This window comes from Pseudomonas citri (genome assembly GCF_025336485.1).
Lineage (GTDB): Bacteria > Pseudomonadota > Gammaproteobacteria > Pseudomonadales > Pseudomonadaceae > Aquipseudomonas > Aquipseudomonas citri.
Genome location: NZ_JAODAB010000018.1, coordinates 87,250 through 110,817 on the forward strand (window position 1 = coordinate 87,250; position 23,568 = coordinate 110,817).

General features: G+C 63.1%; 22 protein-coding genes. 11 read left to right on the forward strand and 11 right to left on the reverse strand.

All coding sequences use genetic code 11. The features are described 5' to 3' along the window. Positions 1-43: 43 nt before the first annotated feature. Genes hpf through N4Q37_RS19220 form a run of 4 tightly spaced genes read left to right on the forward strand, consistent with a single transcriptional unit; the run spans position 44 to position 1,980 of the window. The gene (gene hpf, locus N4Q37_RS19205) at positions 44-352 is read left to right on the forward strand and encodes a ribosome hibernation-promoting factor, HPF/YfiA family (RefSeq protein ID WP_003178005.1); all 309 of its coding nucleotides are present in this window, start codon (positions 44-46) and stop codon (positions 350-352) included. Positions 353-364: 12 nt separating this feature from the next. Then, complete coding sequence (gene ptsN, locus N4Q37_RS19210) at positions 365-829, forward strand: PTS IIA-like nitrogen regulatory protein PtsN (RefSeq protein WP_260961121.1); 465 nt, start codon at positions 365-367, stop codon at positions 827-829. A 2-nt stretch (positions 830-831) separates the two neighbouring features. Then, on the forward strand, positions 832-1,689 hold the full coding sequence (gene rapZ, locus N4Q37_RS19215) for an RNase adapter RapZ (protein WP_260961123.1): 858 nt from the start codon (positions 832-834) through the stop codon (positions 1,687-1,689). 15 nt (positions 1,690-1,704) lie between these two features. Continuing rightward, the gene (locus N4Q37_RS19220; protein ID WP_260961125.1) at positions 1,705-1,980 is read left to right on the forward strand and encodes an HPr family phosphocarrier protein; all 276 of its coding nucleotides are present in this window, start codon (positions 1,705-1,707) and stop codon (positions 1,978-1,980) included. 85 nt (positions 1,981-2,065) lie between these two features. Here N4Q37_RS19220 and pmbA read toward each other — a convergent pair whose 3' ends face one another. Then, a complete protein-coding gene (gene pmbA, locus N4Q37_RS19225; RefSeq protein WP_260961126.1) occupies positions 2,066-3,412 on the reverse strand; it encodes a metalloprotease PmbA in 1,347 nt (448 codons plus the stop codon). 152 nt (positions 3,413-3,564) lie between these two features. Here pmbA and yjgA point away from each other — a divergent pair, with 152 nt between their 5' ends. Continuing rightward, positions 3,565-4,089: a ribosome biogenesis factor YjgA gene (yjgA, locus tag N4Q37_RS19230; protein ID WP_260961127.1), complete on the forward strand. Its 525-nt coding sequence runs from the start codon at positions 3,565-3,567 to the stop codon at positions 4,087-4,089. Between the two features lie 70 nt (positions 4,090-4,159). Here yjgA and tldD read toward each other — a convergent pair whose 3' ends face one another. From tldD to mreB, 8 genes are all read right to left on the reverse strand, one after another. Then, positions 4,160-5,602, reverse strand: coding sequence for a metalloprotease TldD (gene tldD / locus N4Q37_RS19235; protein WP_260961128.1), 1,443 nt, complete (start codon positions 5,600-5,602; stop codon positions 4,160-4,162). A gap of 5 nt (positions 5,603-5,607) precedes the next feature. Then, positions 5,608-6,471, reverse strand: a complete 864-nt coding sequence (locus N4Q37_RS19240) for a carbon-nitrogen hydrolase family protein (RefSeq protein ID WP_260961129.1) — start codon at positions 6,469-6,471, stop codon at positions 5,608-5,610. A gap of 133 nt (positions 6,472-6,604) precedes the next feature. Then, positions 6,605-10,408 carry a YhdP family protein gene (locus N4Q37_RS19245; protein ID WP_260961130.1) on the reverse strand — a complete coding sequence of 1,268 codons (3,804 nt, stop codon included), beginning with the start codon at positions 10,406-10,408 and terminating at the stop codon, positions 6,605-6,607. Between the two features lie 60 nt (positions 10,409-10,468). After that, entirely contained in the window at positions 10,469-11,926 is a 1,458-nt protein-coding gene (gene rng / locus N4Q37_RS19250) for a ribonuclease G (protein ID WP_260961131.1), read from the reverse strand. Between the two features lie 44 nt (positions 11,927-11,970). After that, the gene (locus N4Q37_RS19255; RefSeq protein ID WP_260961132.1) at positions 11,971-12,576 is read right to left on the reverse strand and encodes a Maf family protein; all 606 of its coding nucleotides are present in this window, start codon (positions 12,574-12,576) and stop codon (positions 11,971-11,973) included. A gap of 43 nt (positions 12,577-12,619) precedes the next feature. Continuing rightward, on the reverse strand, positions 12,620-13,108 hold the full coding sequence (mreD, locus tag N4Q37_RS19260; protein WP_260961134.1) for a rod shape-determining protein MreD: 489 nt from the start codon (positions 13,106-13,108) through the stop codon (positions 12,620-12,622). After that, a complete protein-coding gene (gene mreC, locus N4Q37_RS19265; RefSeq protein ID WP_260961157.1) occupies positions 13,105-14,208 on the reverse strand; it encodes a rod shape-determining protein MreC in 1,104 nt (367 codons plus the stop codon). The genes mreD and mreC overlap by 4 nt, the downstream gene beginning before the upstream one ends. Before the next feature lie 137 nt (positions 14,209-14,345). Beyond that, positions 14,346-15,383 (reverse strand): rod shape-determining protein MreB, encoded by a 1,038-nt coding sequence (gene mreB, locus N4Q37_RS19270; protein ID WP_002555108.1) that lies wholly within the window; start codon positions 15,381-15,383, stop codon positions 14,346-14,348. Between the two features lie 214 nt (positions 15,384-15,597). Between mreB and gatC the strand changes: the two genes are divergently transcribed. From gatC to N4Q37_RS19300, 6 genes are all read left to right on the forward strand, one after another. After that, the gene (gene gatC / locus N4Q37_RS19275; protein ID WP_260961135.1) at positions 15,598-15,885 is read left to right on the forward strand and encodes an Asp-tRNA(Asn)/Glu-tRNA(Gln) amidotransferase subunit GatC; all 288 of its coding nucleotides are present in this window, start codon (positions 15,598-15,600) and stop codon (positions 15,883-15,885) included. A 16-nt stretch (positions 15,886-15,901) separates the two neighbouring features. Then, on the forward strand, positions 15,902-17,353 hold the full coding sequence (gene gatA, locus N4Q37_RS19280; RefSeq protein WP_260961136.1) for an Asp-tRNA(Asn)/Glu-tRNA(Gln) amidotransferase subunit GatA: 1,452 nt from the start codon (positions 15,902-15,904) through the stop codon (positions 17,351-17,353). Positions 17,354-17,363: 10 nt separating this feature from the next. Beyond that, the gene (gatB, locus tag N4Q37_RS19285) at positions 17,364-18,809 is read left to right on the forward strand and encodes an Asp-tRNA(Asn)/Glu-tRNA(Gln) amidotransferase subunit GatB (RefSeq protein WP_260961137.1); all 1,446 of its coding nucleotides are present in this window, start codon (positions 17,364-17,366) and stop codon (positions 18,807-18,809) included. A gap of 176 nt (positions 18,810-18,985) precedes the next feature. Continuing rightward, a complete protein-coding gene (locus tag N4Q37_RS19290) occupies positions 18,986-19,363 on the forward strand; it encodes a septal ring lytic transglycosylase RlpA family protein (RefSeq protein WP_260961138.1) in 378 nt (125 codons plus the stop codon). A 50-nt stretch (positions 19,364-19,413) separates the two neighbouring features. Next, positions 19,414-20,475, forward strand: a complete 1,062-nt coding sequence (locus tag N4Q37_RS19295; protein WP_260961159.1) for a calcium/sodium antiporter — start codon at positions 19,414-19,416, stop codon at positions 20,473-20,475. Next, positions 20,472-20,852, forward strand: coding sequence for a carboxymuconolactone decarboxylase family protein (locus N4Q37_RS19300; RefSeq protein WP_003177973.1), 381 nt, complete (start codon positions 20,472-20,474; stop codon positions 20,850-20,852). Before N4Q37_RS19295 ends, N4Q37_RS19300 begins: the two co-directional genes overlap by 4 nt. A gap of 39 nt (positions 20,853-20,891) precedes the next feature. On the opposite strand, the gene N4Q37_RS19305 is transcribed toward N4Q37_RS19300, so the two are convergent. Beyond that, positions 20,892-21,833: an AEC family transporter gene (locus N4Q37_RS19305; RefSeq protein WP_260961139.1), complete on the reverse strand. Its 942-nt coding sequence runs from the start codon at positions 21,831-21,833 to the stop codon at positions 20,892-20,894. Between the two features lie 179 nt (positions 21,834-22,012). Then, on the reverse strand, positions 22,013-23,566 hold the full coding sequence (gene garD / locus N4Q37_RS19310; RefSeq protein ID WP_260961140.1) for a galactarate dehydratase: 1,554 nt from the start codon (positions 23,564-23,566) through the stop codon (positions 22,013-22,015). Between the last annotated feature and the right edge of the window lie 2 nt (positions 23,567-23,568).

Genomic DNA, 23,568 nt, shown 5'->3' on the forward strand with positions numbered 1-23,568 from the left:
TTCTGCCTGCCGCTTTATGCACTGGCAACGAAGGAGAAGCTGTATGCAAGTCAACATCAGTGGACACCAATTGGAAGTGACCGAACCCCTGCGCACCTATATCGGCGAAAAACTCGACCGATTGGAAAGGCATTTCGACAAGATCACCAATGTGCAAGTCACGATGAACGTCGAGAAGCTGCTGCAGAAAATCGAAGCCACGCTGCATATCCCCGGCGGAGAAGTGGTTGCCAACGCAGAGCACACAGACATGTATGCCGCGATTGATCTGCTGACCGACAAGCTGGATCGCCAACTTAAAAAGCATAAGGAAAAGACCCAGAGCCTCCTTCAGGGCGCGACCGGTCGTTAACCCCCTCAATCCATGATCCGACTAGAAACCATCCTGACCCCCGGCCGTTCCCAGGTGAACGCGCCGGGAGGCAGCAAGAAAAAAGCCCTCGAACAAATCGCCAACCTGATCCACCGGGAAGTACCGGATCTGGGAATGCAGGATGTCTTCGAGGCCCTGGTTGCCCGTGAAAAACTCGGTTCCACCGGTTTTGGCAACGGCATCGCCATTCCCCACTGCCGCCTCAAGGGTTGTACCGCGCCGATCAGTGCGCTACTGCACCTTGAAGCCGCCATAGATTTCGACGCCATCGACGGCGCACCGGTCGACCTGCTGTTCGTACTGCTGGTCCCGGAAGCGGCGACCGATGCGCACCTTGAGCTGCTGCGCCAGATTGCCAGCATGCTGGACCGCAAGGAAGTGCGTGAAAAACTGCGCAGCGCAGCGAGTAACGAAGCCTTGTACCAGGTTGTCCTGGACGAGCAGAACGGTCACTGAACATGCGCCTGATCATCGTCAGCGGCCGCTCCGGCTCCGGTAAAAGTACCGCCCTCAATGTCCTCGAGGACAACGGCTACTATTGCATCGACAACCTGCCGGCCGGCTTGCTGCCGGAGCTGGCCGAACGCGCCTTGATCCACACCGAGCTGGCGCAACCGCTGGTGGCGGTGTCCATCGATGCCCGCAACCTGCCGAGCCATCTGTCGCGCTTCCCGCAATTGCTCGAAGAAGTCCGTAGCCGGCATATCCAGTGCGACGTGCTGTACCTGGACGCCGACGAAGAAACCCTGCTCAAGCGTTTTTCCGAAACCCGTCGCCGCCACCCGCTGAGCAACGCCAGCCGCTCCCTGGCCGAAGCCATCGATGACGAAAGCCAATTATTGGGCCCCATCGCGGACCTGGCGGACCTGAAGATCAACACCACGAACCTGAACCTGTATCAGTTGCGTGACACCATCAAGCTGCGCCTGTTGAACCAACCGGAGCCGGGCACGGCGTTTCTGGTGGAGTCGTTCGGTTTCAAGCGTGGCATGCCGGTGGACGCCGACCTGGTGTTCGACGTGCGCTGCCTACCCAACCCTTATTGGAAGCCGGAATTGCGTGAGCAGTCCGGACTCGACAAGCCGGTAATCGACTACCTGGCCGCCCAGCCGGATGTCGAAGAGATGTTCCAGGACATTTCCAACTATCTGCTCAAATGGCTGCCGCGCTTTGCCGCGAGCAACCGCGCCTACGTGACGATCGCCATCGGTTGTACCGGGGGTCATCACCGCTCCGTCTACCTGACCGAACGCCTGGGTCAGCTCCTGCAACAGTCCCTGAAGAACGTCCAGGTTCGCCACCGCGACCTCAGCTAAAGGATCCACATCGCGATGCCTGCTCGGGAAATTGAAATCATCAACAAGTTGGGTCTGCATGCCCGGGCGTCGGCCAAGTTCGTCGGGGTTGCAGGTCAGTTCAAGGACACCACCATCAGGGTCGGCCGCACGCCCGAGACCACGGTCGACGGTAAAAGCATCATGGCGATGATGATGCTGGCCGCCGGCAAGGGCACCAAGATCCACCTGGCAACCGAAGGTGAACAGGCGCAGGAAGCGATGGATGCCCTGGTGGCACTGATCAACAACTACTTCGACGAGGGCGGTTGATAGGCTCCCTCGCCACAAGAGGTTCAGCGGGCACAAAAAAGGCGCGCCACCCAAGGGATGGCGCGCCTTTTTCATTGCAGTCGAGTCAGCTACCCGCCACCGTCATCCGCTCGATCAACACCGAACCGGTGCGAATGTTACTGCGCAGTTCCAGATCGCTGCCCACGGCCACGATCTGCTTGAACATATCGCGCAGGTTACCGGCAATGGTCACTTCCTGGACCGGGAACTGGATCTCGCCGTTCTCGACCCAGAATCCCGCGGCGCCACGGGAGTAATCCCCGGTGACCATATTCAGGCCATGGCCCATCAGTTCGGTCACCAGCAAGCCTCGCCCCATCCGCCGCAACAGGGCGGCCTGGTCTTCTTCGCCATGGGTCACGAACAGGTTATGCACGCCACCGGCATTGGCGGTGCTTGGCATGCCCAGTTTGCGGCCCGAATAGGTGCCGAGGATGTAGGACACCAGCTCGCCGCGCTCGACAAACGGCTTGGCATAGGTGGCCAGGCCATCGCCATCGAACGCCGAGCTGCCCATGGCTTGCATCAGGTGCGGACGCTCGTCGATGGTCATCCATTCCGGGAACAGCTTCTGGCCCAGGGCGCCTTCGAGGAACGACGATTTGCGGTACAGGTTGCCGCCGGACACCGCTGACAGGAAGCTGCCGAACAGGCCACCGGCCAGCTCGGCGGAAAACAGCACCGGCACTTCGCAGGTCGGCACCGGTCGCGCGCCCAGGCGGCTGGCGGCCCGTTGTGCGGCCTTCTGGCCGATGCTGATCGGGTCGGCCAGCAACGCGCCCTGGCGATTGACGTCGTACCAGTAATCGCGCTGCATCTGGCCGTCGGCTTCGGCGATCATCACGCAACTGAGGCTGTGGCGGGTCGACGCATAACCGCCGATGAAGCCGTGGCTGTTGCCGTAGACCCGACAGCCCTGGTGGGTGTTGAGCGTCGTGCCGTCGGCGTTCTTGATCCGGCTGTCGGCGTCGAAAGCCGCCGCTTCACAGCGCAGCGCCTGCTCGATAGCCTGTTCGGGGCTGATGTCCCAGGCATGGAACAGGTCAAAATCTTTCTGCTCCTTGCACATCAGCGCAGCATCGGCGAGGCCCGAGGCTTCGTCTTCGGAGGTGTGCTTGGCAATCGCCAGTGCGGCGGCGACAGTTTCACGAATGGCCTCCGGGCCGCTGGCCGAGGTGCTGGCCGAGCCCTTGCGCTGGCCTACGTACAAGGTAATGCCAAACCCCTGGTCGCGATTGAATTCGACGGTTTCCACCTCGCGCTGGCGTACCGACGTCGACAGGCCCTGCTCCAGCGACACCGCCACCTCACACGCACTAGCGCCCTGCCGCTTGGCCTCGGCGAGGATCTGCTCGACTTGTTCCTGCAGTGCCGGCAACGCTTGCGGGCCGACGCTCTGAACTGCACTCATGGTGATCTCCACTCAAATTCTGCTTTCGGTCGGGTTCTATACGAAAATGGCCTGCGGCATTTTTCGTACAAACCCTCGGCCTTCTAGCGACCGGGCCGGACAAGCGGCCCCCGACTGGTTATCATGGCGGCGTTTCTTTGCGGACTGCCCCCATGGTTGATTCTTACGACGACTCCCTCTACGAGGGTGAAAAAAGCAAATCCCAGGTCAAACGCGAGCTGCATGCTCTGGTAGACCTCGGCGAGCGCCTGACGACACTCAAGCCTGACTTGCTGGCCAAACTGCCCTTGACCGACGCCTTGCGCCGGGCCCTGGCCGATGCGCCCAAGCACACCGCGAACATCGCGCGTAAACGGCACCTGCAATTCATCGGCAAACTGATGCGCGACCAGGACACCAGCGCCATCCTGGTCCTGCTCGATCAACTCGATGCCTCCACCCGGCAGTACAACGAACGCTTCCATAACCTGGAACGCTGGCGCGATCGCCTGATCGCAGGCGACGACGGCACTTTGGAAAAATTCGTCATCGACTACCCGGCGGCCGATCGCCAGCAACTGCGCTCCCTGATCCGTCAGGCCCAGCACGAACTGGCGCATAACAAGCCACCGGCCTCGAGCCGTAAAATCTTCAAGTACATCCGTGAGCTGGACGAGACTCAACGCGGTTTGCGCTGATCCTCACAGCCTCTAATCCCCTGTGGCGAGAGGGCTTGCTCCCTCGCCACAATGATTTGAATCAGTTCTTTTATGCGCCTGTGCCACCCACGGTAATCGCATCGATCTTCAGGGTCGGCTGGCCGACGCCCACCGGCACCGATTGCCCGTCCTTGCCGCAAGTACCCACACCGCTGTCCAGCGCCAGGTCGTTGCCGACCATCGACACCTTGCTCATCGCCTCCGGCCCATTGCCGATCAGGGTCGCGCCCTTGACCGGTGCGGTGATCTTGCCGTCCTCGATCAGGTAGGCCTCGCTGGTGGAGAACACGAATTTGCCGCTGGTGATGTCCACCTGGCCACCGCCGAGGTTGGCGCAATAGATGCCTTTTTTCACCGACGCGATGATTTCCGCCGGATCGCTCTGGCCGCCCAACATGTAGGTGTTGGTCATGCGCGGCATCGGCAGGTGCGCATAGGATTCGCGACGACCGTTACCGGTGCGGGCCACACCCATCAATCGGGCGTTGAGCTTGTCCTGCATGTAGCCTTTGAGCACGCCGTTCTCGATCAGCGTGGTGCATTCGGTCGGAGTGCCCTCATCGTCGACGCTCAGGGAGCCGCGTCGCCCGGCCAGGGTGCCGTCATCGACGATGGTGCAGAGTTTCGAGGCAACCATTTCCCCCATCCGTCCGCTGTAGGCCGAACTGCCCTTGCGGTTGAAATCGCCTTCCAGGCCGTGACCCACCGCCTCGTGCAGCAGCACGCCGGACCACCCCGAACCCAGCACCACCGGCAACGTGCCCGCCGGAGCGGGGATGGCTTCGAGGTTGACCAGCGCCTGGCGCAGCGCTTCGCGGGCGTAGCCCATGGCGCGGTCTTCGTTGAGGAAGTAGCGGTAGTCGGTACGCCCGCCACCGCCATGGCCACCGCGCTCACGACGTCCGTTCTGCTCGACGATCACGCTGACGTTGAAACGCACCAGCGGCCGGACATCCGCCGCCAGGCCGCCGTCGGTGGAGGCCACCAGGATTCGCTCCCAGACGCCGGCCATGCTCACCGACACCTGCTGGATACGCGGGTCGAGGGCGCGGGTCGCCACATCTATCCGCTTGAGCAGTTCGACTTTTTCGGCACGGCTCATGACTTCCAGCGGGTTATCCGGGGCATAGAGTTGTGCCACGTCCTGGCTGCTGAAGGCCTGGACCGTACCGTTCTGCCCGGCCCGGGAGATCGAGCGGGCGGCACGGGACGCAGCGCCGAGGGCTTCGAGGGTGATGGCGTTGCTGTAGGCGAAACCGGTTTTCTCGCCCGACTGGGCCCGTACGCCGACGCCCTGGTCGAGGTTGAAGCTGCCTTCCTTGACGATACCGTCCTCCAGCGACCAGGACTCGGAGATCTGGCCCTGGAAATACAGGTCGGCGGCGTCGATGCCGGGGCCGGCCAGATCACCCAGCACGCCTTGCAGGCTTTCGAGGGTGACGCCACCGGGGGCCAAGAGGTGTTCACTGACTGAGGACAACAACCCGCTCATATGTTCTACGCCTTGAATTCGTCATCTTGGACAGGCCGCTGTCGGGCGCCCTGCGAGAAAAAGCGCCGATGGCTGGCCACCGGCATGCGCGCCCGGATGGACGCCTGTTCGTTGCTGTCGCGCTCGGCCAGCAGCACCGCCTCACCTTGTTCCTGTTGTGCCAGCACGCGCCCCCAAGGGTCAACGATCGCGGCATGGCCAAAGGTTTCCCTAGGCCCCGGATGCACGCCACCCTGGGCGGCCGCCAGCACATAGCACTGGGTCTCGATGGCCCGGGCGCGAATCAGGACGTCCCAATGGGCCGCCCCGGTCACCGCCGTAAACGCCGAGGGGGCCGTAATCAGCTCGGCCCCGGCGGCCCGCAGCTCGCTGTAGAGCTCCGGGAAACGCAAGTCGTAACAGACCGTCAGGCCAACACGCCCCACGGGGCTGTCGGCTACCACTACATTGGCACCGTAAGCATAGTCATCGGACTCGCGATAACGTCCGCGATTGTCCGCCACGTCCACGTCGAACAGGTGCAGCTTGTCATAACGCGCCACGACCTGCCCCTGGTCGTCCACCAGCAACGAGCAGGCATGGGCCCTGGCCTCGGGCTGGTCCACAGGCGGCAACGGCAGCGTGCCGGCCACTATCCATAACTTGAGGTCGCGGGCCACCTGTTTCAACCAGGGCAGGATCGGCCCCTGACCAATGGCTTCGGCACGACCGATGTCGGCAATGTCCCGCCGGCCCATGGCCGCGAAATTCTCGGGCAGCACCGCCAGCCTTGCGCCGCCGGCAGCGGCCTGTTCCAGCAGCACCCGGGCACGAGCCAGGTTGGCGAGCACATCGCTCTGGCTGACCATTTGAATCACTGCGACTGGCATAGTGCTTCCCTCCGTTCTCTATCCTCGTCCGTGGCGGTTGTGGGAGCAAAGCCTGCTCGCGACGAACGATGGACCGTGTCGTTAGTATCGCGAGCAAGCTTTGCTCCCACAGGCTCGCTCCCGCCGTTGGCTGTCAGAAGGGCTTGTCGAAGGTGATCTTCGGCTCTTTCCACGGCCCCTTGACGTCGTATTTTACGCTGGCAAAACGCGCCACGCGGTCGCCGATCAGTTTATCGATCAGGAACAATGCCCCGCCCACCGCCGGCGCGCCGACGATCAGTGCGGCAATCGGCAAGTTGTTGGTCACCGGCAACGTCACCAGCAACTTGGCATCGACCCGATCGGCCACCATGTCCAGCGTTCCGTTAAGCTCCAGGTTACTGGACGGTCCCGTCAGGGTAATGGGCTCGCGGGTCACGTACACGCCTTCGCTCGCCACCAGCAGCCCCTTCACCCGGTCATAGCTCAGACCCTTGGCGAACAGGTCGGAAAAGTCCAGGCGCAAGCGTCGGCCAATGGAGTTGAAATTCAGCAGGCCGAACACCCGCAAGGCCTGGGCACTGCCTTCGACCTCGACAAACTGGCCTTTGCTCAGGGACGCATCGAGGCTGCCGGAAAACCGCTTGGTGGCGACCCACGCTGGCGAACCGGGCCAGCGACCGTCGACATCCATGCGAAATTCCTGGCTGGTCACGCTGGGGGCGAATCCCCAGCCCTTGAGCACATCGCCCAGGTTCTTGCCGCCGATACGGCCCTTGTACCAACTGCTGGTGGAACCGGGCACGCCTTCCCAGCCGCCACTGCCATTCAACACCATGCCCTTGAGACCCATGTCCAGGCTGTTCAACGCGATGCCCTTGGCGGTCGGACGCACTTTCAATGACCAGGCACCGATGAGATCAGGCCCCTGGAACAACTGGTCGATGGCGATATCCATGGCCGGGATCTTGGTCGGGTCGACCGAGGCCAGCGGGTCCGGTGAGTTCTCATCCGCCTGGACCGTCGGGTCTGTGGCCGGCAGGCGGACATAGTCAAGCTTGATGCCAATCGGTGCGGCCTTCGCATCCGGCAGGCTGACATTACCCTTGGCCTGCTGGCTGTCGAGCCGCAACGCCCAGGCATCCGGCTTGCGGTCCAGTTGCACCTTGGCCTGCTCCAGGGTCGTGCCCAGGGCGGTAAGCTTGCCAACGGTCAGGTCGACACTGCTGAGCAATTGCTTGGCACTGCCCCCCGGATCCTGGCCAGCGTATTTGTTCACCAAGTCCTGCCAGGGGCTCACGTCCAATTCCGACAGTTCGCCGCGTAACCGTAACCCCTTGGCCCCTGGCAGCACCGCATCACCTGTGCCCAGCAACAGCTCACCGCGGCCCTCGGCGACCTTGCCGCCCGGCGCGGCGTAAGTGAAGCTGGCGAGGTCGCCATAATCGACCCAGTAACGTCGCTCCGACCCTTGCAGGGTCATGCGAAACACCGTGTCGCGCCCCGCATCGGCGGCCATGCCGAAGGGCGCAGGCAGGTCCACCGCCACCCCCTTGAGGTTGGAGCTGACCGACAACTGGCTGTCGGCGCCATCGAGGATCACTTGCAATTGGTACGGCAGGACGCCGGACACCGGCAGCGGTTGAGTGACATTCAGCCAATCGGCGAGCTTCTTGGCTTCCACCCGCCCGGAAGCGGTGACACGGGTATTGAGCGCGCCGGCACGGCCTTCGGCAAAAATCTGCGCGGTTACGGGTCGCTCGAATACCTGGGCGGTGATGCCCTTGCCGCTCAAGCCCTTGCCGCTGTCGAAGCGGAAATTGCCCGAGAGTTGAGTCAGCTCCAGCACGGGCTCGCTGAGCTTGAGCCGGGCCTTGTCGGTGGCGAAATCCACCAGGATCTTTGGCTGTTCGCCCTTGACCAACGGGATGTCGAGCTTGACGCTACCTTGCAGGCCACCCTCGCCTTCCCACCCGGCAAATGTCTGGGCCGTACCGATCGGTGCCGTCTGGAGGATTTTCAATCCGTCGCCCAGCCCGCCGACAAAGCCACCCTCGAGCAACAGGTGGGAACTCTGCCCGCTGGGAACACGGGGAATGTTCACCGAGACATCCTTGACCTGCGTGTCCAGCAATTGGCCCTGGCTGGCGAAGATGCGCACGCCGCTGTCCTCGACGAAGACATCGCCACTGACCTTGCCGACCGAAGGCCAGCCCGGCTGGAACGCCAGTTCGGCGTCATGCACTTTGAAAAACAGGCTGATGCTGCGCGCGGTTTCCTCGGCACCGTGGTTCAACGACCCTTGGTACTGGAAAAAGCCCTGGTCCACCGCGCCCTTGACGATGGCCGTACGCAACCACTCATCCAGCGCCGGGCTGAGGACCGCCGGCAGGTACTTGGCGGTGTAGCGGCCGTCGCCATCCACCAGGCCGACCCGCAGGTCCATGTAGTCTTCCTGGCTGTGGTCGAAATGCAGGCGGATCAGGAAATCGCCGGCAATCCGCCCTTCTTCGCCCAGTACTTTCAGGTACGGCGCGATCAGGGTGAACCCTTGCTGGTCCAGCTTCCAGGTCAACCGGGCGTTAGCCTGCAGGTATTGCCAGGGCTTGGCGAAAATCGGGTCCAGGTGCAGGGAGAAATCCTTGCTGTCCATGCGCAGCTCACCGCCCCCCAGGTCGCCACTCAAGCTGCCGGAGACGTTGCGGGCGGCCGGGGCACCGTGATAGGCATCGAAGCCCACGGTGTCCAGGTTGGTGGCGAAACTGACTTTCCGGTCGCCACTGTTCTGCGGCCGGTAGTCCAGTAGGACGTTACGCAGGGCGCCGGTGAACTTGAGCCGTTCGATGGCCGTCGCGACGCCTTCGGGCAGCGGCGCCAAGGCGTTGAGCAGCGGGGTGATCGGTGTCAGGTCGAGGCGATCGGCCTGCAGATGCCAACGCTCTTCGGTCTTCTCGCTGGCGTTGCTTTGCTGCAGTTGCAGACGCGATTCCCAGCGGGTTTCCCCCAGGCTCATCGCCAGGGAATCGAACGTCGCGGTGAACCCTTCGCTGCTGCGCTGGAAGTACCCGTTGAGCGCCAGGTTATGGATCTGCACCGGTTTACGCTCGGCGTAACCTCCCTGGAGTTGCGGCGCATTCAAACGCATGGCGGCGCTTTGCAATACGCCCTGCCCCCAACTCAACCAAAACTCGCCGCCGGCCTGGAGTTGGGAAAAATGCCATTGCTGGGTCAGACGTTTCGGTAGCCATTTGGACCAGTCGCTCTGCGGCAGGCTCAAATAGGCCTCGGCCTCGCCGTTCTGCCAGTCGCTGGCGCGGACGCGGGTGCGCAGGTTCAGCGCCACGGGCTGGCCGTCCGGCAAGGTCAAGCGGGCGTCCAGGCGCTGGCGCGTGACCCCGGTGCGCAGGCTCAGGCCAACGTAGGTCAGGGTCAGCGGTGATTGATCCTGCGGCTGCAAGGTGACCTGGCTATCGAGCACCGACAGCTTGGCAACCATTTGCATGCGATCGAACAATTGTTGCGGGTCGAGCGGCTGATCCCCCTGCACCGGCAGGCCTTCCAGCGCCCACTTGCCATCGGCGCCCTCCTTGAGGCTGATCTTCAAGCCGCTGAGTTCCAGGTGAGCAATGCGCACCTGGCGCGCCAACAGGCTTTGCCACAGGTCGGGCACGGCCCGCACCTGATCCAGGTGCAGGGCATTGGCGTCGTCGCCGACCACCACGTCACGCGCTGCCAACACCGGCGCCAGGCCACTCCAGCCACCGTCGAGGCTGCCGATATGCACGGGAAGGCCCAGCGCTTGCGCGGCCCGGCTCTCGACCTCGACGCGGTATTCCGCCACCAGCGGGACCAACTCCCGCCCCAGGCTGACGTACAACGCCACCAGCACCAGCAGCAATGCACACAGGCCCAGCCCCCAGCGGGTCAGCGCAGCCAAAAAGCGTATCAGACGCTCCATGTCAGTGGCCTCCCCCGGCAAAAATGATCAAAACTGCGGACTCTCCGCTTCCCGAGCCCTTCAGAGCAGCACCACGTCGTATTGTTCCTGGGAATACATGGTTTCGACCTGGAAACGTATCGTGCGTCCGATAAAAGCCTCCAACTCAGCGACATTGCCCGACTCTTCATCAAGCAGGCGATCCACCACTTTCTGGTTCGCCAACACTCTATAGCCGGTGGCCTGATAGGCGCGCGCTTCCCGGAGAATTTCCCGGAAGATTTCGTAACATACGGTTTCCGGGGTCTTGAGCTTGCCCCGGCCCTGGCAACTGACGCACGGCTCGCACAGTACCTGCTCCAGGCTTTCGCGAGTGCGCTTGCGGGTCATCTGCACCAGGCCCAGTTCGGTAATCCCGATGATGTTGGTCTTGGCGTGATCGCGCTCCAGTTGTTTTTCCAGGGTGCGCAACACCTGGCGCTGATGCTCTTCATCTTCCATGTCGATGAAGTCGATGATGATGATCCCACCCAGGTTGCGCAGGCGCAGTTGGCGGGCGATGGCCGTGGCCGCCTCCAGGTTGGTCTTGAAGATGGTTTCTTCCAGGTTGCGGTGCCCGACGAACGCCCCGGTGTTGACGTCGATGGTGCTCATGGCCTCGGCCGGATCCACCACCAGGTAACCACCGGACTTGAGCGGCACTTTGCGCTCGAGGGCCTTCTGGATTTCATCCTCGACGCCGTACAGGTCGAAGATCGGTCGCTCGCCGGGGTAATGCTCGAGGCGGTCGGCAATTTCCGGCATCAGCTCGGCCACGAACTGCGTGGTTTTCTGGAAGGTTTCCCGCGAGTCGATGCGGATTTTCTCGATCTTCGGGCTGACCAGGTCGCGCAGGGTGCGCAGCGCCAGGCCCAGGTCTTCATAGATCACGCTGGGGGTGGCGATGGTCTTTATCTGTGCGGCGATCTGGTCCCAAAGCCGGCGCAGGTAGCGGATGTCCATGAGGATTTCATCGGCCCCGGCCCCTTCGGCGGCGGTGCGCAGGATGAACCCGCCGGCCTCCTTGATGCCTTCTTTTTCCACACAGTCGCTGACCACCTGCTTGAGGCGCTCGCGCTCGGCTTCATCTTCGATCTTCAACGATATACCGACATGGGCGGTGCGCGGCATGTACACCAGGTAGCGCGACGGAATCGACAACTGCGTGGTCAGCCGCGCCCCCTTGGAGCCGATGGGATCCTTGGTGACCTGCACCACCAGGCTCTGGCCTTCGTGGACCAAGGCGCCGATGCTCTCCACGGCCGGCCCTTCGCGCATGGAGATTTCCGAGGCATGAATGAACGCCGCGCGATCCAGGCCGATATCGACGAACGCCGCCTGCATGCCCGGCAGGACCCGTACCACCTTGCCCTTATAGATATTGCCGACGATGCCGCGCTTTTGCGTGCGCTCGACATGCACTTCTTGCAACACACCGTTTTCAACCACCGCCACGCGCGATTCCATCGGCGTGATGTTGATCAGGATCTCTTCACTCATGGCAGGGTCTCGTTCAGGCATGTTCACGATTATGGCCGCATCTGTCAGACAGCGCTTAGCGCGCTCGAGGTTTGCCAACAGGGTATGCCGAAATGGCCCAGCAGTTGCGCGGTTTCGCACAGCGGTAGACCGACCACGGCCGAATAACTGCCTTCAAGCCCGGCGACGAACACCGCCCCGAGTCCTTGGATGCCATAGCCGCCCGCCTTGTCCCGGGGTTCACCACTGGCCCAGTAGGCCAGCGCTTCCTGTTCAGAGATGGCGCGAAAACGCACCCGGCTGCGCACCACGAGGGATTCGCAACGCTGGCCGTCCAGTACGGCGATGGCGGTCAGCACTTCGTGATCACGCCCCGACAGGGCCGAGAGCATCGCCAGGGAATCGGCCTGGTCCAGCGGCTTGCCGAGAATCCGTCCCTCGAGCACCACGGCCGTGTCAGCGCCTAGCACGCAAGCCTGCTGGGCGGCGCTCAAGGCGCGACGCCCAGCCGCGGCCTTGCCACGCGCCAAGCGCTCGACATAGGCCGAAGGGGTCTCGTGAGCCAGGGGAGTTTCGTCGATGTCCGCACTGACGGTGGTGAACGGCACGCCGATCTGGGTGAGCAATTCACGCCGACGCGGCGAACCGGAGGCGAGGTAAAGCGGTTTCATCAAGACATGTCCCTCTCAAGGTGCGGGTCAATGCCTGACCGAATCAGTTGATTTTGAATCGCAGGCGCAAGCCGCGCAAACCGAAGCTGACCCAAGGCCAGAGCAAGGCACTGACCAAGGCCGGGAGTACCAGCGCCAGGGTCGGCTGACGGTTACCAGTCAGCGCGCTGAGCCACAACTGCACCAATTGCGCCAGGCCGAAAATCACCAGGATCACCAGGCTTTGCTGCCACATCGGGAACATCCGCAGGCGTTGTTGCAGCGACAGCACCAGGAAGGTAATGAGCGTCAGGATCAGCGCGTTCTGTCCCAGCAACGTGCCGTAGAGCACGTCTTCGGCCAGCCCCAGGCACCACGCGGTGACCATGCCGACCTTGTGCGGCAAGGCCAGCGCCCAGAAGGCCAGGAGCAAGGCCAGCCACAACGGCCGCAGGATCTCCATGAACTGCGGCAGCGGCGAAACGCTCAGCAGCAGGCCGAGGGCAAAGGTCAGCCAAACCATCCAGCCGTTACCCGAGTGAGTGGTGCTCATTCTTCTCGTTCTCCCCTGTTGGCTGGCGCGGCAGGCGGCTTGGCGGCGGGCCGGGCATGCTGGGTGGTGGCCGGGGCATGAGTGGCCGAGCGAGCCGGCGGCGCAGCCGGTGTGGCGGGTGCAGCGGCTGGCGCTGGCGCGGTGGCCGGCGCAGGCGCTTGAGGCTTGGGCACGATGGCTGGAACGGGGGCCGCGGGCGCCGGAGCAGCCGACTCGGCACCTTGCCGGTCCTGCGCTTCCTGGGCCACGGCGGCGTCGTTGGCGCGTTCCTCGGGCGTGCGGTTGTCGCTGAACACCAGCAACAGGTAGCGACTGCGATTCAACGCGGCCGTGGGCACCGCGCGCACGATGGCAAACGGCTGGCCGGAGTCATGGATGACTTCCTTGACCGTCGCCACCGGATAACCGGCTGGGAAGCGCTGGCCGAGACCGGAACTGACCAGCAGGTCGCCTTCCTTGATGTCGGCGGTGTCGGCCACGTGCCGCAGCTCCAGGCGTTCCGGGTTGCCAGTGCCGCTGGCAATCGCGCGCAGGCCGTTACGGTTGACCTGTACCGGGATGCTGTGGGTGGTGTCGGTCAGCAACAGCACGCGGGCGGTGTAGGGCATCAACTCCACCACCTGGCCCATCAGGCCACGGGCGTCGAGCACCGGCTGGCCGAGGAAGACGCCGTCGCGCTCGCCCTTGTTGATCAGGATGCGGTGGGTGAAAGGGTTGGGGTCCATGCCGATCAACTCGGCCACTTCGACCTTCTCGTTGACCAGCGCGGAAGAATTGAGCAACTCGCGCAACCGCACGTTCTGCTCGGTGAGGGCCGCCAGTTTCTGCATGCGCCCCTGCAACAGCAGGTTTTCGGTCTTGAGTTTTTCGTTTTCGGCGACCAGTTCAGTCCGGCTGCCAAATTGACTGGCCACACCTTGCCACAACCGTTGCGGCAGGTCGGTGATCCAGTAGGCTTCCATCAATACCAGCGACATCTGGCTGCGCACGGGTTTGAGCAGCGTGAAGCGGGCATCGACCACCATCAGCGCGACCGATAGCACGGCCAGCACCAGCAGGCGCACACCCAGTGAGGGGCCCTTGGCGAAAAGCGGTTTAATAAGCCGCTCCTCCCAGGCAAACGTTCTCTTTATTCATACGGTATCGAACCGGCCTGGATACGAATGACAGAAGATAAACGCCAACGGGCAGCACTGCAAAGTGCTGCCCGGGAGCGAACAACATGGGCTCGACAGGCTTATTCGCTGGAGAGCAGGTCCATGGTGTGCTTGTCCATCATTTCCAATGCACGACCACCGCCGCGGGCAACGCAGGTCAGCGGGTCTTCGGCAACGATCACCGGCAGCCCGGTTTCCTGGGCCAGCAACTTGTCGAGGTCACGCAGCAACGCGCCACCACCGGTCAGCACCAGGCCGCGCTCGGCGATGTCCGACGCCAGTTCCGGCGGCGACTGTTCCAAGGCGCTCTTGACCGCCTGGACGATGGTCGCCAACGACTCTTGCAGTGCTTCGAGCACTTCGTTGGAATTGAGGGTGAAAGCACGTGGTACGCCTTCGGCCAGGTTACGGCCGCGAACATCGACTTCGCGCACTTCACCGCCCGGATAGGCCGTGCCGATTTCCTGCTTGATGCGCTCGGCGGTGGATTCGCCGATCAGGCTGCCGTAGTTGCGACGCACGTAGGTGATGATCGCTTCGTCGAAACGGTCGCCGCCCACACGCACGGATTCGGCATAGACCACACCGTTGAGGGAGATCAGGGCGATTTCGGTGGTACCGCCACCGATGTCGACGACCATCGAGCCACGGGCTTCCTCTACCGGCAGGCCGGCACCGATGGCAGCCGCCATGGGCTCTTCGATCAGGAACACTTCACGGGCACCGGCACCGAGGGCCGACTCACGGATGGCGCGACGCTCTACCTGGGTGGACTTGCATGGCACGCAGATCAGCACACGAGGGCTGGGCTGCAGGAAACTGTTTTCGTGAACCTTGTTGATGAAATATTGCAGCATCTTTTCGCAGACGCTGAAGTCGGCGATCACGCCGTCCTTCATCGGGCGGATGGCGGCGATGTTGCCCGGCGTACGGCCCAGCATGCGCTTGGCTTCCGTACCGACGGCCACGACACTCTTCTGGTTGCCGTGGGTGCGGATGGCCACGACCGAGGGTTCATTCAGGACGATACCGCGCTCGCGCACGTAAATAAGGGTGTTGGCAGTGCCCAGGTCAATGGAAAGATCGCTGGAAAACATGCCACGCAGTTTCTTGAACATGGGAAAGGGACCCTAGGCAACGCGTGGGTAAAAAAGTGCGGCAAACTCTAACAACGACAGGGATTTTGGGCAAGGCGCCAATATGGTAAATTGGCCGCTTTTCTGTGCACCAAACCCTACAAATGCGGCCGTAGGACCGTAAAACTGCGGTAGTGTTCCGATAATCCAACTCACGGACAGACAGCGTCCGTTTTGTTTTCCACTGGAGAATCCCATGGCGCTTGAACGCTCCGACGTGGAAAAAATCGCTCATCTGGCCTGCGTGGGCCTCAATGAAGCCGATCTTCCACAAATCACCGCTGCCCTGAACAGCATTCTGGGCCTGGTCGACGAGATGCAGGCGGTCAATACCGACGGTATCGAACCGCTGGCCCACCCACTGGAAGCCAGCCAGCGCCTGCGCGCAGACGTCGTGACCGAATCCAATCATCGCGAGGCCTACCAGTCCATCGCACCGGCGGTCGAAAACGGCCTGTACCTGGTTCCGAAAGTCATCGACTAAAGGGAAAGAGCCTCTCATGCATCACATGACCCTGGCCGAGATCGCCCGCGGACTCGCCGACAAGAAATTTTCCTCCGAAGAGCTGACCAAGGTTCTGCTGGCGCGTATCGCCCAGCTCGACCCACAGCTCAACAGTTTCATCAGCCTCACCGAAGAGCTGGCACTGAGCCAGGCCAAGGCCGCCGACGCCCGTCGCGCAGGCGGTGAGAGCGGCGCCCTGCTCGGCGCACCGATTGCCCACAAGGACCTGTTCTGCACCCAGGGCATCCGCACCAGCTGCGGCTCGAAGATGCTCGACAACTTCAAGGCGCCCTATGACGCCACCGTGGTCGCCAAGCTGGCCGCTGCCGGCACCGTGACCCTGGGCAAGACCAACATGGACGAATTCGCCATGGGCTCGGCCAACGAGTCGAGCTACTACGGCGCCGTGAAGAACCCGTGGAACCTGGAACACGTACCGGGCGGTTCGTCCGGCGGTTCCGCCGCTGCCGTGGCCGCGCGCCTGTTGCCGGCCGCCACAGCCACCGACACCGGCGGTTCGATTCGCCAACCGGCGGCATTCACCAACCTCACGGGCCTGAAACCCACCTACGGCCGTGTATCACGCTGGGGCATGATCGCCTACGCCTCCAGCCTCGACCAGGGTGGCCCGCTGGCCCGCACCGCCGAAGACTGCGCGATCCTGCTGCAAGGCATGGCCGGTTTCGACCCGAATGACTCCACCAGCATCGACGAACCGGTGCCGGACTACAGCGCCAGCCTCAACGGCTCGCTGCAAGGCCTGCGCATCGGCGTGCCGAAGGAATACTTCAGCGCCGGCCTCGATCCGCGCATCGCCGAGCTGGTGCATAACAGCGTCAAAGAGCTGGAAAAACTCGGCGCGATCATCAAGCAAATCAGCCTGCCGAACATGCAGCACGCCATTCCTGCGTACTACGTGATCGCCCCGGCGGAAGCCTCCTCGAACCTGTCGCGCTTCGACGGTGTGCGCTTCGGCTATCGCTGCGAAAACCCGGAAAACCTGACGGACCTGTACAAGCGCTCCCGTGGCGAAGGCTTCGGTGCCGAAGTGCAGCGCCGGATCATGGTCGGTGCCTACGCGTTGTCCGCTGGCTACTACGATGCCTACTACCTCAAGGCGCAGAAAATCCGTCGCCTGGTGAAGAACGACTTCATGGCCGCCTTCAATGAGGTCGACATCATCCTCGGCCCGACCACGCCGAACCCGGCCTGGAAACTCGGCGCCAAGACCAGCGACCCGGTCGCCGAGTACCTGGAAGACGTCTACACCATCACCGCCAACCTCGCCGGCTTGCCGGGCCTGTCCATGCCGGCCGGTTTCGTCGATGGCCTGCCGGTGGGCGTGCAGTTGCTCGCGCCATATTTCCAGGAAGGCCGCCTGTTGAACGTTGCCCACCAGTATCAGTTGAACACTGACTGGCACACCCGCACCCCAACCGGCTTCTGAGGAGAAACACATGCAATGGGAAGTCGTGATCGGGCTGGAGATTCATACCCAGCTCACCACCCGGTCGAAAATCTTTTCCGGTAGCTCGACCACCTTCGGTTCCGAGCCCAACACCCAGGCCAGCCTGGTCGACCTGGGCATGCCCGGCGTGCTGCCGGTGCTCAACGCCGAAGCGGTGCGCATGGCGGTGATGTTCGGCCTGGCAATCGACGCCGAGATTGGCCAGCACAACGTGTTCGCCCGCAAGAACTACTTCTACCCGGACCTGCCCAAGGGCTACCAGATCAGCCAGATGGAATTGCCGATCGTTGGCAAGGGCCACCTGGACATCGCCCTCGAAGACGGCACGGTCAAGCGCGTCGGCATCACCCGCGCGCACCTGGAAGAAGACGCCGGCAAGAGCCTGCACGAGGAATTCAACGGTGCCACCGGCATCGACCTGAACCGCGCCGGCACGCCGCTGCTGGAAATCGTCTCCGAGCCGGACATGCGCAGTGCCAAGGAAGCCGTGGCCTACGTCAAGGCCATCCATGCGCTGGTGCGCTACCTGGGCATCTGTGACGGCAACATGGCCGAAGGTTCGCTGCGCTGCGACTGCAACGTGTCGGTCCGCCCGAAAGGCCAGGCCGAGTTCGGCACCCGCTGCGAGATCAAGAACGTCAACTCGTTCCGCTTCATCGAGAAGGCGATCAACAGCGAGATCCAGCGCCAGATCGAACTGATCGAGGACGGTGGCAAGGTCATCCAGCAGACCCGCCTGTACGACCCGAACAAGGACGAGACCCGTCCGATGCGCAGCAAGGAAGAAGCCAACGACTACCGTTACTTCCCCGACCCGGACCTGTTGCCGGTGGTCATCGAGAACTCGTTCCTCGACGAGGTGCGCGCGACCCTGCCGGAACTGCCGCCGCAAAAACGCGAGCGCTTCCAGGCACAGTTCGGGCTGTCGAGCTATGACGCCAACGTCCTGGCCACCAGCCGCGAGCAGGCCGACTACTTCGAGAAAGTCGTGAGCATCGGCGGCGACGCCAAGCTGGCGGCCAACTGGGTGATGGTCGAGTTGGGCAGCCTGCTGAACAAGCAGGGCCTGGAAATCGACGCGTCGCCGGTCTCGGCCGAGCAACTGGGCGGCATGCTGTTGCGGATCAAGGACAACACCATCTCCGGCAAGATCGCCAAGATGGTCTTCGAAGCCATGGCCAATGGCGAAGGCAGCGCCGACGAGATCATCGACAAGCGCGGCTTGAAGCAAGTCACCGACACCGGTGCCATCAGCGCCGTGCTCGATGAAATGCTCGCGGCCAACGCCGAGCAGGTCGAGCAGTACCGCGCGGCAGACGAAGCCAAGCGCGGCAAGATGTTCGGCTTCTTCGTCGGCCAGGCCATGAAAGCCTCCAAGGGCAAGGCCAACCCGCAACAGGTCAACGAACTGCTCAAAAGCAAGCTCGAGGGCTGATGGCCATGGAGCCAGATATCAAGCCTGGCTCCATTCCCCTGTGTGGGAACCTGTGGGAGCAAAGCTTGCTCGCGATGAAGGCACCTCAATCCATCAGTGGACCGCGTGATCGTTCGCCGCGAGCAAGCTTTGCTCCCACAGACCTTGCCCCCACATTTGCATCTGGAAAATCCAACATGAAGCGTCTCCTCGGCGCCTGCGCCCTGCTGTCCCTGCTGGCCGGTTGCGCCAGCCAGAGCGGGACGGTCGATCCACACGGCTATGATCAGACCGGCATCGCCTCTTATTACGGTGCCAGGCACCACGGCAAGCGCACTGCCAGTGGCGAGCGCTTCGACCAGCACAGCCTGACCGCCGCCCATCGCCAGTTGCCGTTCGGCACACGGGTGAAGATCACCAACCTGGGCAACAACGACAGTGTCGTGGTCCGCATCAACGACCGCGGCCCCTATACTCGAGGCCGGTTGATCGACGTATCCCGCGAAGCAGCCGAACAACTGGGCATGTTGCGCAGCGGCACCGCGCGAGTGCGCGTGCAAGCCCTCGACGACTGACAGACGGAGCCCCGGCCATTCCTCTCCTTAGCGCCCTACCGCTGCTCAGCCTGATCGAACTGGCCGGCGGCCTGCTGTTGCTGATCGCCGGCGCCGAGCTGCTGGTACGTGCCGCCGTGGGACTGGCGGCGCGCTTGCAGGTACGGCCGTTGATCATTGGCCTGAGCGTCGTCGCCTTCGGCAGCAGCGCGCCACAAATGGTCGTCAGCCTGCAAGCGACCCTGGCGCAGAACGCCGACATTGCCGTGGGCAGCGTGATCGGCAGCAGCATCTTCAACATCCTCGTCACCCTCGGGCTGTCGGCGCTGATCATTCCGTTGCGCGTCTCGCGCCAACTGGTGCGCCTGGACATCCCGCTGATGATCGGCGCCAGCCTGCTGGTGTTCGTGCTGGCCTGGAACGAAGAGCTGACGCGACTCGACGGCGTGTGGCTGCTGATCGCCCTGGCGGTGTACCTGGGCCTGCTGCTGCGTCAGTCGCGGCATCGCGCTCGCCCGCACGCCGTGGCGGTCGAGGGCTTTCGGGCGTCCTGGTTCAAGAGCGTGGCGATGATCCTGCTGGGCCTGGCCATGCTGATTTTCGCCGGGCACCTGCTGCTGGGTGCGGCGGTGGAAGTGGCCATGGACCTGGGGCTGTCGGAGCGCATCATCGGCCTGACCATCGTCGCCGTCAGCACTTCGCTGCCGGAACTCGCCACCTCGCTGATCGCTGCCCTGCGCGGCGAGCGGGACATTGCCGTGGGCAACGTGATCGGCAGCAATCTGTTCAACCTGCTGGGCGTGCTCGGCGTCACCGCCCTCGCCGCACCCACGCCACTTTCGGTCTCACCCAACGCGCTGGACTTCGACCTGCCGGTGATGCTCGGCGTGGCGGTGCTGTGCCTGCCGGTGTTCTATTCCGGCTACCGCGTCACCCGTGCCGAAGGCCTGCTGTTGCTGGGCTTGTATGTGGCGTATGGGCTACACGTGATGTCGTTCACCACCGGCATGCCACTGGCCAGCCAACTGGAACGCTTGATGCTGTTCTATGTGCTGCCGGTGTTGCTCACGTACTTGTTGTTCACCTCCGTGCGCGCCTGGCGCCGCCAACACCACAAGAGGGATTTGCCATGACCGACACGCCAAAGACCGGCCTGGACATGCGTCGACAAGTGATGGGCGACGCATTCGTCGACCGCGCCCTGGGTAACGCCACCGAATTCACCCAGCCGTTGCAGGACTTCGTCAACGAACATGCCTGGGGTAGTGTCTGGAGCCGTGAAGGCCTGCCGCTGAAAACCCGCAGCCTGATCACCCTCGCCGCCCTCACCGCCCTCAAGTGCCCGCAGGAACTCAAGGGCCACGTGCGCGGCGCGCTGAACAATGGCTGCACGGTGGAGGAAATTCGCGAGGCGTTGCTGCATTGTGCGGTGTACGCAGGCGTGCCGGCGGCGATCGATGCGTTCCGGGCAGCGCAGGAAGTGATCGACAGTTATCAGAAACCTGAGTGACCGTTTGATGGGATCTGGCGAGCCCTCAAAAAAACAGCGTCAGATCCACCCACCCCACTGCAATACAAAGATCCCCAGGTTGGTGGTGATCGCCGCCATCAGCGTAGTGATGACGATGATCGCCGCCGCCAACTCATGATTGCCCTCGGCCGCCCGGGCCATGACGAAGCTGGCCGCCGCGGTGGGGCTGCCGAAGTACAGGAACAGAATCCCCAGCTCCGCCCCGCGAAAGCCCCAGAGCCAGGCGCCCAGGGTGGTCAGAACGGGCAGGCCGACCATCTTCACCAGGCTCGAACTCATGGCCATCCTGCCGCTCTTGCGCAGGGCGGCCAGCGACAGGGTGCCGCCGATACAGATCAGCGCCAGGGGCAAGGTCATCTGCGCAAGGTACTTGCCTGAGGTCTCGAACCAGGTCGGCAGGCCGATCTGCCAATAGGCGAATGGCGCGGCGCTGATCACGCTGATGATCAGCGGGTTGCTGATCACGCTCTTGCAGATGCTCCACGGGTCGGACTTGATCACCGGGCTGTAGACCGCCAGCACGATGGTCGACAGGGTGTTGTAGAACAGGATCACCAACGCCGCGAGAATCGCACCCAGGGAAATCCCGTAGTCGCCATACATGCTCGCCGCCAATGCCAGGCCGATGACACCGTTGTTGCCACGAAAGGCGCCCTGGGTGTAGATGCCGCGATCCTGGCGCGGACAACGCCAGATCGCCCAGCCCCAGGCCATTGCGAAACTCACCAGGGTGGCGATGGAGAAATAGATCAGCAGGTCCGGCTGCAACGCCGCGTGCAGGTCGGCGTGGAGGATGCCGAGGAACAACAGCGCCGGCATGGTGACGTTGAACACCAGGGACGAGGCGATGTGGATGAAGTTGTCGTTGATCCAATAGACGCGCTTGAGCAACACCCCCAGAAACAACATGGCAAACACCGGCGCGGTGATGTTCAGGGTTTCGAGGAAAATTGCCAGCATGCCGGGGACCTTTCGAGGGGGTGTCGTTAGGTGGCTAATGATAAGCCACTCACGGCACTGGCGTCTGGTGATTCATGTGGGAACGGGCTTGCTCGCGAAGACATCGGCACATCCAACATTAACGCAAGCTGAGCCGCCGCTTTCGCGGGCAAGCCCGCTCCCACATGATGAACGCCGGCTCAGGTAATCGGCGCCGGGTTGAACAGGGTGATGTCGTTGAACAGTTTGTGCTGTTCTGCCCAGGTCTTTTTCTTGCCGCTGGCCACGTCCAGGTAGTAGTGGAACAGCTCCCAACCCAGCTCCTCGATGGACGCGCGCCCGGTGGCGATGCGCCCGGCGTCGATGTCGATCAGGTCCGGCCAGCGCTGGGCCAGTTCGGTGCGGGTCGAGACCTTCACCACCGGCGCCATCGCCAGACCGTACGGCGTGCCGCGACCGGTGGTGAACACGTGCAGGTTCATCCCGGCCGCCAGTTGCAGCGTGCCGCAGACGAAATCGCTGGCCGGCGTGGCGCAGAAGATCAGGCCCTTTTGCTTGAAACGCTCGCCCGGGCCGAGCACGCCGTTGATCGCACTGCTACCCGACTTGACGATCGAGCCCAGGGATTTTTCGACAATGTTCGACAACCCGCCCTTCTTGTTGCCCGGTGTGGTGTTGGCGCTGCGGTCCGCCTCGCCCTTGGCCAGGTAACGGTCGTACCAGTCCATCTCGCGCACCAGTTCCTCGGCGACTTCCCGGGTTTGCGCCCGGGAGGTCAGCAGGTAGATCGCATCGCGCACTTCGGTGACTTCGGAAAACATCACCGTCGCCCCCGCGCGCAACAACAGGTCCGAGGCATAGCCCAGGGCCGGGTTGGCGGTGATGCCGGAAAACGCATCGCTGCCGCCGCACTGCATGCCCAGGATCAGCTCCGACGCCGGCACGGTTTCGCGACGGCGCTGGTCGAGTTTCTTCAAGCGGGTCTCGGCCAGTTCCATGATCTGCTCGATCATTTCCGTGAAGCCGTGACTGGCGTCCTGCAAGCGATACAACCACGGCTCGCTGAGGTCCACCGAGCTGTCGCCCTCATGCATTACCTGCCCGGCCTGCAACTTCTCGCAGCCCAGGCTGATCACCAGGGCTTCGCCCCCCAGGTTCGGATTACGCGCCAAGTTGCGCACCGTGCGGATCGGGATGTACGCATCGGTCGCCGTGATCGCCACGCCACAGCCGTAGCTGTGGGTCAGCGCCACCACGTCATCGACGTTCGGGTACTTGGGCAGCAATTCGTCCTTGATGCGCTTGACCGCATGGTCCAGCACACCGGTCACGCACTGCACCGTGGTGGTGATGCCCAGGATGTTGCGCGTGCCGACGGTGCCGTCGGCGTTGCGGTAGCCCTCGAACGTGTAGCCCTCCAGCGGCGCATCGGCCGCCGGCACGTCGGTGGACAGCGGCAGGCTGTCCAGTGGCGGCGCGGTGGGCATGCGCAGCTGGTCTTCCTTGACCCAACTGCCACGGGGGATCGGTTGCAGCGCGTAGCCGATGACCTGGCCGTAGCGAATCACCTCGCCACCCTCGGGAATGTCCTGCAGGGTGACCTTGTGGCTCTGTGGCACGAAGTCCACGGTGACCAGGCCGTCCGGGAATTCGGTCCCGGCCGGTACGCCCTGGTCGTTGACGACGATCACCACGTTATCGCGCTCGTGCAAGCGGATGTAACGGGGCGAATCGGCATGTTCAATCAGTTGCATTG

What these genes read in the sequence shown, in the direction of transcription:
- pmbA (WP_260961126.1), bottom strand. Translation starts at nt 3,412, where the DNA reads ATGAGTGCAGTTCAGAGCGTCGGCCCGCAAGCGTTGCCGGCACTGCAG.
- gatB (WP_260961137.1), top strand. Translation starts at nt 17,364, where the DNA reads ATGCAATGGGAAGTCGTGATCGGGCTGGAGATTCATACCCAGCTCACC.
- N4Q37_RS19300 (WP_003177973.1), top strand. Translation starts at nt 20,472, where the DNA reads ATGACCGACACGCCAAAGACCGGCCTGGACATGCGTCGACAAGTGATG.
- N4Q37_RS19305 (WP_260961139.1), bottom strand. Translation starts at nt 21,833, where the DNA reads ATGCTGGCAATTTTCCTCGAAACCCTGAACATCACCGCGCCGGTGTTT.
- mreD (WP_260961134.1), bottom strand. Translation starts at nt 13,108, where the DNA reads ATGAGCACCACTCACTCGGGTAACGGCTGGATGGTTTGGCTGACCTTT.
- tldD (WP_260961128.1), bottom strand. Translation starts at nt 5,602, where the DNA reads ATGAGCGGGTTGTTGTCCTCAGTCAGTGAACACCTCTTGGCCCCCGGT.
- ptsN (WP_260961121.1), top strand. Translation starts at nt 365, where the DNA reads ATGATCCGACTAGAAACCATCCTGACCCCCGGCCGTTCCCAGGTGAAC.
- rapZ (WP_260961123.1), top strand. Translation starts at nt 832, where the DNA reads ATGCGCCTGATCATCGTCAGCGGCCGCTCCGGCTCCGGTAAAAGTACC.
- N4Q37_RS19245 (WP_260961130.1), bottom strand. Translation starts at nt 10,408, where the DNA reads ATGGAGCGTCTGATACGCTTTTTGGCTGCGCTGACCCGCTGGGGGCTG.
- N4Q37_RS19220 (WP_260961125.1), top strand. Translation starts at nt 1,705, where the DNA reads ATGCCTGCTCGGGAAATTGAAATCATCAACAAGTTGGGTCTGCATGCC.
- garD (WP_260961140.1), bottom strand. Translation starts at nt 23,566, where the DNA reads ATGCAACTGATTGAACATGCCGATTCGCCCCGTTACATCCGCTTGCAC.
- N4Q37_RS19240 (WP_260961129.1), bottom strand. Translation starts at nt 6,471, where the DNA reads ATGCCAGTCGCAGTGATTCAAATGGTCAGCCAGAGCGATGTGCTCGCC.
- N4Q37_RS19290 (WP_260961138.1), top strand. Translation starts at nt 18,986, where the DNA reads ATGAAGCGTCTCCTCGGCGCCTGCGCCCTGCTGTCCCTGCTGGCCGGT.
- yjgA (WP_260961127.1), top strand. Translation starts at nt 3,565, where the DNA reads ATGGTTGATTCTTACGACGACTCCCTCTACGAGGGTGAAAAAAGCAAA.
- gatA (WP_260961136.1), top strand. Translation starts at nt 15,902, where the DNA reads ATGCATCACATGACCCTGGCCGAGATCGCCCGCGGACTCGCCGACAAG.
- N4Q37_RS19255 (WP_260961132.1), bottom strand. Translation starts at nt 12,576, where the DNA reads ATGAAACCGCTTTACCTCGCCTCCGGTTCGCCGCGTCGGCGTGAATTG.
- rng (WP_260961131.1), bottom strand. Translation starts at nt 11,926, where the DNA reads ATGAGTGAAGAGATCCTGATCAACATCACGCCGATGGAATCGCGCGTG.
- gatC (WP_260961135.1), top strand. Translation starts at nt 15,598, where the DNA reads ATGGCGCTTGAACGCTCCGACGTGGAAAAAATCGCTCATCTGGCCTGC.
- mreB (WP_002555108.1), bottom strand. Translation starts at nt 15,383, where the DNA reads ATGTTCAAGAAACTGCGTGGCATGTTTTCCAGCGATCTTTCCATTGAC.
- hpf (WP_003178005.1), top strand. Translation starts at nt 44, where the DNA reads ATGCAAGTCAACATCAGTGGACACCAATTGGAAGTGACCGAACCCCTG.